We start from the raw sequence: 9,335 nt of genomic DNA on the forward strand, positions 1-9,335 counted from the left end.
CAGGGCACGCCTTCATCCTGATCCCCTGGCATATCGGTCATTGGCAGGACATGACCTTGCGCGCCGTCGCGGAGACCAAACGCCTGCGCTGCCTCGTGACGGAAGACGCCGGCGAGGCCCGGAGGCAGTTCGCGGACCTGCGCCTGGACTGCGCCGGCAAGGAGTTCCTGGAGGTGCCGTCGCGTCCCCAGCCGGCGTTCCTGCGCCGGGTCCTGGACCGGCTGCGCGTCGAGGACGTGGGCATGGTCTCCTTGGGCGGCGTTCCTTGTTTTATGGATCCGGGCGGCTGGCTGGTGCGCGAGTTGCGGGCCAGGGGCGTGCCGGTGCGGGCCTTGGCGGGAGCATCGAGCCTGGCCGCGGTCCTATCCCTGAGCGGCTACGACTGGATCGAGACCCCGCGCTGCCGCGCGTTCAGTTTCGTCTTCTTCGACGAGCACGGAGACCAAAGCGCCTTCCGGGCGGCGGTGGGGCGCTCCGGCGAGCCGGTCGTGGTCTTCATCCGCAAGCACGCCTTCGCGCTTTGCCTGCGCGGCATGCGCGGGCTGGTCAAGTCCAGGCGGATCACGGCCTTCTTCGACCTGACCAAGAACCCGCGGGAGCAGTACCCTTACGCGGACCGGGTCCGGACCATGGACCGCGCGGGCTGGCTGCGGGAGGCGGACCGCATCCGCTGGCAGGAAGTCGCGGACGTGGCCCTGCTCATCCACCCCGATGAAGAATAGCCCTCGGGAGCCCCGTCGCATCGAGGTGCACCTGGGCGCCCGCTGCAACAGCCGCTGCGTCTTCTGCATGGGCAGCGTCAGCCGGGACCTCAAGGAGCCGTGGGCCAGCCTCGACCGGGTCAAGGAAGAACTGAGGCACTTCTACGGCGAAGGCTGCCGCGCCGCCGGCTTCTTGGGCGGCGAGCCGACCGCCTACCCGCACATCGTCGAATGCGTGGCCTACGCCAAGAGCCTCGGCTACGGCCGGATCGTCATCTGCACCAACGGCCTGCGGCTCAGCGACGCCGCCTTCTGCCGGCGCTTGGTGCGGGCGGGGCTCACCCGGGTGACCGTCTCGGTGCACAGCCACCGGCCGGAGATAGAGGACCGTCTCATCACGCGCGTGCCGGGAGCTCTCGGGCGCAAGGTCCGGGCGGTCCGCAACCTGGTGGCGCTGAGGCAAGGGGGACTGCTGCCCGGCAACATCTCGCTCAACCCGGTCCTGTGCCGTCCCAATCTGCGCGGCATGGAGGAGTTCGTCCTTTTCTTCGGGGGGTTGGGCGTGGACGACGTGCGCTTCAACTACATCTGGCCGCACGGCGAAGTGAAGGCCGACCCGGCCTGGACCCCGGCCTTCCGTGAAGCCATGCCGGAGATCGTGCGCATCCTGCTGGCCAACGAGAAGCGCCTGCGCAGACACCTCTCTTTCGGCGGGATCCCGAAATGCGCGCTCCTTCTGGCCGGGGTCTCCGGCCGCCTCCTGGAGTACCTGGCGTCCAAGTACCTGGACGAGGCGGGCTTCGACCCGGCCAACGACGTGAGCATGGCCACCAAGCAGGGGCCCATGCGGGACCGCTTCGTCTGGCAGCAGGTCAAGCGGGACATGCTCAAGGCCATGGGCCCGGACTGCGGTAAGTGCCGGCACCAGAGCCGCTGCGAGGGAGTGTGGGAGAGCTACGCGCGGCTCTACGGCTTCTCGGAGTTGACGCCGCTCTAGCTATTTGGCGCAGCACCATACCGCGCCGACATGGCCGTTGGTGGCCGCTTGCAGCACGCCCGTCTGCCAGGCATAGGGGGACTGGCTGTCCTGGGCCCATACCGAGGAGGTGTGGTGGCCGCCTATGACGATGCCCACTTCCTCGCCGCGGTCCTGCCGGGTCCAGCCCTCGACGTATAGGCCCGGAGTCCAGGTGACGTAGTAATCGCTCGCCGTGCCGCAGTAGATGTTGGAATTGGGAGAAGGGGCGGGGGACGCGTATTGGCAGTGCGTATTCGTGTTGTCGATGTACAAGTACCCGTTATGGCCGGTGCCGCCGGCAAGGTGGATGCCCACGTTGGGGGTGGTGCTGCCGTTGGAAGCCGTGCCGGTCGGATCGGTGGTGCCGATGCCGACGGAGCCGTTGGCGGCGATCCTCATCCGCTCATTGTCAGCGTTGGTGGTGAAAGTAAGATAACCTCCGTTGTGGGTGTTGGAGCTGCCGCCAAAGAACTTGATAGCGCTGTTCGTAATTCCGCCATAATGGTGTTCCAAGGAAAAAGATAAGGCGAGACTAGGGGACCAACCCTTCACTCCTAGGAAGGTTCCATCGCCAGTGGCATTGGAGTCGCTTAATCTGGCGAGGACTGTTTCTAATGTCCCGTTGCCGCTAGTTTCACCGACATCCAATGTTGCCTTCGGCGACGTCGTCCCGACGCCCACTTTGCCTCCGGTGGTGGCAAGGAAGGTGTCTTGGGTCGTGATCATCTTGCTGTAGACGCCGGACGGGGCCGGGTAATAGGTCGACAGAGTCACATTTTCAGAACCGAGTTCCGGGGTGACGGTGACGAGCAGCGCGGCCGTCATGAGAAGAACCAAAGTCCGTGTCGGGACAGACAAATCCAAATGGACATGGATATCCTGGCGCATGACGGCCTCCGATTACATCACGATAGTATAATCGACATCCGGGAAATTTCAAGGCCTAAATTGTTACGAATCGAAGCGGCCTGGGACTTTCTTGGCTAACATGATTGTGCTTTATTTTAAATATGCTTTTTGCAAATATTATGTATCATTGGACCGGCTATGGTCATCCCCCAGCCGAAGTCGGTGCTGGACCTGTGCCGAGGCGGCTGGCGTCCCTATCTCTGCATCGCTTCGGCCGGCTTCTTGCTCTATCTGCGCACCCTGTTCTTCGATTTTTCTTACCTTGACGACAATGTCCTCATCCTCGACAACCAGGTCTTCCTGCGCCAGCTCTCCAACATCATCCCGGCCTTCAGGATGGATATCTTCCATATCCTGCACTCCTCAGCGGCCTACTACCGGCCGTTGCTGACCGTTTCATTCATCCTCGACGCCCAGTGGGGGGGGAGCTCGCCCGGGGCCTATCACCTCACGAATCTGCTGATCCACCTTTGCGCCTCATGCCTGGTCTATCGTTTCCTGATGGCTCTGGACTACGGGGAAGCCGCGGCGTTGTTCTGGGCGCTGGCCTTCACCGTCCACCCTGCGCTGACCCAGGCGGTGGCCTGGATCCCCGGCCGCAATGATTCCTTGGTGGCCCTTTTCGTGCTGGCAGCCTTCCTCTCTCTGGTCAGCTTTCTTCGGACCGGGAGTCCAAGCTCGGCCCTGGCGCATCTCTTGTGCTTCGCTTTCGGTCTGTTGACGAAAGAGTCGGCGGTCGGCCTCGTCCCTATGGGACTCTTCTACTGGGCGGCCAGCGCCAAAGCCGGGCGCCGCTTCCGGGATGGCGCGCTCCTTTTGAGCGGCTGGGGCGTGGTCCTGGCGCTTTGGCTCGCGCTGCGTCAAGCCGCTTTGCGGAATCCTATCCACATGGCGATAGCCGACATGGCGGTGGCCGTGTGGCGCAATCTCCCCGCGGTCATCCCCTCGGTGGGCAAGATGTTCCTCCCCTTCGACCTGTCGGTATTGCCGATCCTGCGCGATATGTCCTTCTTCTACGGGTTTGTGGCGGTCGCGGCTTTGGCCGGGGCGCTCTGGGCATCGCGGAAGAAGTCCTGGCCGCGCGTCGTATTCGGGCTGGCTTGGTTCCTCGTGTTCCTCTTGCCCTCCTTCATCCGTCCCAACCCCGCTATCGCCGCCGATTTCCTTGAGCATCGGCTCTATCTTCCCATGGTCGGCGTCATCGTCCTGCTCTGCGAGACCAGCTGGCTCAAGGCCCGCGCCGCCGGCCTGGGGGGCCTGGTCCTGGCCGCCCTCGCCCTCGGCGCCTTCGTCCACAGCCGGAACTTCGAGGACCGGATGGCGTTCTGGAAGAACGCCGCCGAGACCTCTCCGCATTCCCCCTTGGCCCACCGCAACTTGGGCGCCATGTACTACCTGGACGGGCAGCCCAGCCTGGCGGAGCCGGAATATCGCCGGGCTCTCGAACTCAACCCGCGCGAGCTGATGGCGCACAACAACCTCGGGCTCATCTGCATGGAGCGGGGGCTCCTGCCGGAAGCCGAGAAGGAGTTCCTCCAGGAGCTGGCCGTCAATCCCTCGTATGACAACGCCTTCCTGAATCTCGGCATCCTCCGTTATCGGCAAGGGCGCGGGGCGGAGGCGGCGGCCCTCTGGAAAAGAGCCCTGGAGATCAATCCGAATCTTCTGGCCGCCCGCCGGAACCTCGCCGCCTATGAACAGGACCGCCGAGGCTTGTCGCCGCGCCGCGGACACTGATAGACTCTATCCCTGTGGCCAACGATATCGTCTGGGAGACCGCGATCGTGGGCGGGGGGCCGGCCGGCCTGGCGGCGGGCCTGCACCTGGCCCGCGCGGGCTACCGCGTCCTCTTGACGGAGCAGGGCCGCTTAGGGGGCCAGGCGAGGCGCCTCGGGCGCATCGAGAACTATCCCGGCTTCCCATCGGGGATAGACGGCCGCCGGCTGATGGACCGCTGGGTCAGGCAGGCGCGGCGCTGGGGTCTGCGGACTCGGCGCGCCGAGGTGCGCCGGGTCCGGCGCGACGGCCGCGGCTTCAGCCTGCGCCTCGATGGCGGGCGGAGCTTGACGGCTGGGACGGTGGTCTACTGCCCGGGCGCGGTTTTCCGGGGGCTGGGCCTGCCGGGTGAGAAGAGGCTCTGGGGCCGCGGTCTGTTCCATGCGGCGCTCGACCAAGCCCCGCTCTGGCGCGGCCGCACCGTGGCCGTGGCGGGAGGCGGGGAGGCCGCGGCGCATCAGGCCCTGGCTTTGGCCCGCCATGCGCGCCGCGTCTACCTCCTGTGCCGCGGCCCGAAGCTCAAGGCCCACCGCCTCCTCCTGCGGCGCCTGAGCGGTCAGCCCCGCATCGTCCGGATGCACGGGGTCAGGGTCCGCGGCTTGTCGGGAGGCCGGCGCTTGCGGGCCTTGGATCTGTCCGTTCCCCGCGGCCGCCTGCGCCTGCCCGTCGACGCGCTCTTCGTCCTGGTGGGAAAGAATCCGGCCCCCCTGCCTTTCCAGGCCCGGCGCCTGCCGCCCGGCTTCTTCGTGGCCGGCGACGCCTCCGGAGAGCCTTTCCGCCAGGTGTTGGTCGCCGGCGGCGACGGGATGAAGGCCGCCATGCGCTGCGCCGCGTTCCTGGAGCGCCGATGAGGATCGTCGAGACCCGTACCGCCCGGGGCCTGGGGACCTTGTATCTGGCGGACCTGGGAACGGGGCACCGGGAGCGCCTCATCGAGTTCGTCGACACCCGCGAGCCCGGCGTGCCCAAGTCCCGCAAGTGGGTGTTCATGATCTCGACCCAGGTGGGCTGCGCCGTGGGCTGCCGCATGTGCGACGCGGGCGCGGCCGGCTACGGCGGGAACCTGTCGGCCGCGGAGATGCTGCGGCAGGTCCGCTTCGTGGCGGGCCGCAACCCGGCTTTGGACCTGCGGCGCCACCCCAAGGTGAAGATCCATTTCGCACGCATGGGCGAACCGTCCTTGAATCCCGCCGTCCTGCCCGCCCTGCGGGCCTTGGCCCGGGAGGTCCCCAATCCTGGGCTCATCGCGAGCGTCTCGACGGTGGCGCCGCGGACTCCCGTGGCGGAGTCGTGGTTCGAAGAACTGCGCCGCGTGAAGGACGACTGCTACCCGGACGGGAGGTTCCAACTGCAGTTCTCGCTGCATTCGGCCGACGAGGGCCTGCGCCGGGAGATCGTCCCGATCCGCAAATGGAGCCTGGAAGCCGTGGCCGCTTACGGCCGGCGCTGGCGGCGTCCGGGGGACCGGAAGGTGACCCTGAACTTCGCCCCCGGACCGGGGGAGGGCCTCGACGCCTCGGCCATCGCCAAGGTCTTCGACCCCGGACATTTCCTCATCAAGGTGACCCCGGTCAACCCCACGGAGACCGCGCTCCAAGGCGGGTGCGTGCGGGTCTGGCATAAGACCCCGGCCGACCTTAAGGCCGAGGCCCGGCGGCTCAAGGCCCGCGGCTTCGAGGTCGTCCTCTCGCCCAGCACCGCGGAGGAGCTCGAAGGGGAGACCTCCTGCGGCCAGCTCTGGTCGCGGCGCCTCAAGGCGGCGGCCGCCGCCGCCCTGCGCGCGCGGCGGCGCGAGGCGCGCAGTTACGTGACCGTCGACTCCATGGACCGGAAGGCCGCGGCCTGGCTGCGCGAAGCGGCCCGGGAACTGCCGCGCGGGCAGGCCTTGGTCCCGGCCCGGGCCGCCCTCCTGGTCGTGGACATGCAGGAGTTCTTCCTCGACCGCCGCTCCCCGGCGTATCTGCCGCCGGGGCGGGCGGCGCTGCGCAACACCCGGCGTCTCGTGGAGGCTTTCCGGCTCGCCGGCAGGCCGGTCCTGTTCACGCTCCACGCCCACGCAGACCCGAGCCGGGACGGCGGCTTGATGGCCGCCTGGTGGGACCATGTCTGCTTGGCCGGATCTCCCTGGGCCAGGATCGCTCCGGTCCTGGAAGCCCGGGACCGCGACGTGTACCGCAAGACCGGCTACAGCGCTTTCTCGAATCCGGCTCTGGCAAAACGGCTGCGGGGGGAGGGGATAGCGCAATTGGTTCTGGCGGGAGTCAAAACCGATCTTTGCGTCGAATCCACGGCCCGGGCCGCCTTCGATCTGGGCTGGGCCACCTTCGTCGCCGCTGATGCGACCGCGGCGCGTACCGAGGAAAGGCACCTTGCGGCCCTCAAGTCCTTGGCCCGCGGCTTCTCCGGTATCGTTTCCGCGGCCAGCCTCGCGGGGAGCGGCCTCTCCGAAATCATACCCCCCACCCTGCGTACAATTCCGCATGGGCGGAATTTGGGCCGGGGGGGTATAATCAAGAAGGCACAGACAAAAAGAGCTAAAATATAAAAATGAAAAGACTTCTTCTGACCAGCATATGCCGGCCGTTGGGGCCCAAGCACGGCGACGGGCCGAGCGTGGGCTATGAGCTCCTCTTCGGCCAAGTCACCCGGGCCCAAGGGCTCTTCAGCCCCCGGGCGGTCCATCATCACTTCTCCCTCGAATACATCGCCGCGAACATCCAGGCCCCGACCGTGGTCCTGCAGTATCCTTCCCAGAACGAGCTCATCCGTGAGCTCAAGAAGGGGTATGACTACGTGGGCCTCTCCTTCATCCTCTCCACCTTCCACCGCATGAAGGAGATCGTGGCCCTCATCCGCGAGCACTCCCCGAAGAGCAAGATCATCCTGGGAGGCTACGGCACGGTCCTGGGCGAGGAGTACCTGAAGCCCTACAGCGACGCCATCTGCCGGGGCGAGGGCGTGGAGTTCATGCGCAAGCTCCTCGGCGAGGAGCACAAGCCCGGGCCGTATCACCATCCCCTCATCGTGAGCCAGCTCAAGGTCTTCGGCCAGAAGGCGGGCAACACGGGGATGATCTTCGCCGGGCTCGGCTGCCCCAACGGCTGCGACTTCTGCTGCACCTCGCATTTCTTCAAGCGCCAGCACGTCAAGCTCCTGCCCACGGGCCGCGACATCTACAACGTGGTCGAGCGCTACCTGGACATGGACCCGCACATGTCCTTCACGGTCATAGACGAGGACTTCCTGCTCGACAAGCAGCGCGCCATGGAGTTCCACGACCTGGTGGTCCAGTCCGGACGTCCCCTCTCCATCTTCGCTTTCGCGAGCATCAAGGCCCTCAGCCAGTACAAGATCGAGGAGCTCCTGGAGATGGGCATCGACGGGGTCTGGATCGGCTATGAGGGCACGCGTTCGGGCTACGAGAAGCGCGCGGGCCGCTCCGCCGAGGAAGTGTTCCGGGAGCTGCGCGAGCACGGCGTCACTATCCTGGCTTCCATGATCGTGGGCTTCGACTATCAGGACGAGGCCACCGTGGCCGCGGAGCTCGATGGGCTGCTCGCCATGAAGCCGGCGCTGACCCAGTTCCTCATCTACGGCCCCACTCCGGGCACGCCGTATTGGGACCGGGTGACCGCGGAAGGCCGGCTGCGCGCGGACTTGGCCGCCGACCCCGAGCTCTATTGCCGCAACGCCTCGGGCTTCACCTCCATGGTCAAGCATCCCAGGCTCTCCGCCGCGCAGATCGAGAAGATCCAGCGCCGCTGCTTCGCGGAGGACTACCGCCGCCTGGGGCCGAGCATCTACCGCACGGTGGACGCCTGGCTCAACGGCTACCTCAAGCTCAAGGACTCAGCCAATCCGATGCTGGCCAAGAAAGCCGGGATCTTCGCTCGGGACATCCGCAAGGCCTATCCGATCTTCCAGGCCGGACGGGTCTTCGGGCCCAACCGCAGCGTCCGGCGCTGGATCGCCGACCTGGAGCGCCGCCTGCACGCGGTCTTGGGCGAGCCCACGCGCAGCGAGCGGCTCACGTCATGGGCCGGGGTCTGCGCCGCAGCCTGGACCGGCCTTGAGCTCAAGTTCGACCTCTTCCAGCATCCCAAACTCCGGCGCACGGCCTACCGCCAGCCGGGCTTCTTCTGGGCCAGCCAGCAGGTCTGGGAGTCCTTGGCCGCGCGCTGGAAGGAGCGCAACTTCCGGATGCAGGTCGAGTTCCTGCACGCCCGCCGCGAGGTCTGGCTGAAGTTCGAGGGCCGGCTCAGCGGCAGCGAGGCCGAACGCATGTGGCGCGATGTGGGCCAGTCGCTGGAGCGCTGCCGCAGCCGCGTGATCCTGGACCTTCAGCGCTGCCACTGGGACGGGAAATCCCTTTCTCCCGAGTTCCGGGCCAAGCTCGCCGAATATCGCGACCGCGTCCGCATCGTGCTGCCCAAGCTCCAGCATGCGCACCCGGAACTGCTCATCCTGGCCAAGATGTTCCACGTTTATAAGGGCGGCTTCGGGCTTTAGGCCGTGAAGAAGCCCGCCCCGAAAGACCGGCTCGCCGCCTTGCGACGCCGCGTCGACGCGGTCGACCGGCGGATCGTCCGTCTTCTGGCCGCGCGCCAGCGCCTCGTCGCGGCCATGACGCCGTTCAAGACGCGGCTGCGCGACCCGAGGCGGGAGGCCCAGGTGCTCGCCGACGCGGCGCGGGAGGCGCGGCGCGCCGGTCTCGACGGGACGTTCGCGCGCTCCGTCTACAGGGACCTTCTGGGGGCGTCTCGTTCCTTCCTGAAGCGGCGGGCCTAGACCCAATGCCGGTCACTTAAGGTCCGCTTCCGTCGGCCGCTGCCGTTAAGACCCTCGGAACCCCGTAGGGGTTCCGAGGCCGGCGGTGTGCCCAGCATGAGCATGACTGGGAGGTGCAAGTCCTCTGGAGAACCTGGTCGCAG

Annotated in this window: 8 protein-coding genes; 7 read left to right on the forward strand and 1 reads right to left on the reverse strand. The window is 66.8% G+C overall.

Going from position 1 to position 9,335, the window contains the following annotated elements; all coding sequences use genetic code 11:
- Positions 1-32 precede the first annotated feature (32 nt).
- Together NTY77_18335 and NTY77_18340 are read left to right on the forward strand one after the other, a co-directional pair.
- Positions 33-722, forward strand: coding sequence for an SAM-dependent methyltransferase (locus NTY77_18335; protein ID MCX5797454.1), 690 nt, complete (start codon positions 33-35; stop codon positions 720-722).
- On the forward strand, positions 712-1,698 hold the full coding sequence (locus tag NTY77_18340) for a radical SAM protein (GenBank protein MCX5797455.1): 987 nt from the start codon (positions 712-714) through the stop codon (positions 1,696-1,698). Before NTY77_18335 ends, NTY77_18340 begins: the two co-directional genes overlap by 11 nt.
- Here NTY77_18340 and NTY77_18345 read toward each other — a convergent pair whose 3' ends face one another.
- Positions 1,699-2,607 carry a hypothetical protein gene (locus NTY77_18345; GenBank protein ID MCX5797456.1) on the reverse strand — a complete coding sequence of 303 codons (909 nt, stop codon included), beginning with the start codon at positions 2,605-2,607 and terminating at the stop codon, positions 1,699-1,701.
- A gap of 159 nt (positions 2,608-2,766) precedes the next feature.
- Between NTY77_18345 and NTY77_18350 the strand changes: the two genes are divergently transcribed.
- From NTY77_18350 to NTY77_18370, 5 genes are read left to right on the forward strand one after another with little or no spacing between them, the layout of a single operon-like run.
- Positions 2,767-4,365 carry a tetratricopeptide repeat protein gene (locus NTY77_18350; protein ID MCX5797457.1) on the forward strand — a complete coding sequence of 533 codons (1,599 nt, stop codon included), beginning with the start codon at positions 2,767-2,769 and terminating at the stop codon, positions 4,363-4,365.
- Positions 4,366-4,379: 14 nt separating this feature from the next.
- Positions 4,380-5,255 (forward strand): FAD-dependent oxidoreductase, encoded by an 876-nt coding sequence (locus NTY77_18355; protein ID MCX5797458.1) that lies wholly within the window; start codon positions 4,380-4,382, stop codon positions 5,253-5,255.
- On the forward strand, positions 5,252-6,949 hold the full coding sequence (locus NTY77_18360; protein ID MCX5797459.1) for an isochorismatase family protein: 1,698 nt from the start codon (positions 5,252-5,254) through the stop codon (positions 6,947-6,949). Before NTY77_18355 ends, NTY77_18360 begins: the two co-directional genes overlap by 4 nt.
- A 2-nt stretch (positions 6,950-6,951) precedes the next feature.
- Entirely contained in the window at positions 6,952-8,913 is a 1,962-nt protein-coding gene (locus NTY77_18365; protein ID MCX5797460.1) for a cobalamin-dependent protein, read from the forward strand.
- Positions 8,914-8,916: 3 nt separating this feature from the next.
- A complete protein-coding gene (locus NTY77_18370; protein MCX5797461.1) occupies positions 8,917-9,192 on the forward strand; it encodes a chorismate mutase in 276 nt (91 codons plus the stop codon).
- The last annotated feature ends 143 nt before the right edge of the window (positions 9,193-9,335 follow it).

The sequence above is a fragment of the Elusimicrobiota bacterium genome, from assembly GCA_026388095.1.
Taxonomy (GTDB): domain Bacteria; phylum Elusimicrobiota; class Elusimicrobia; order UBA1565; family UBA9628; genus UBA9628.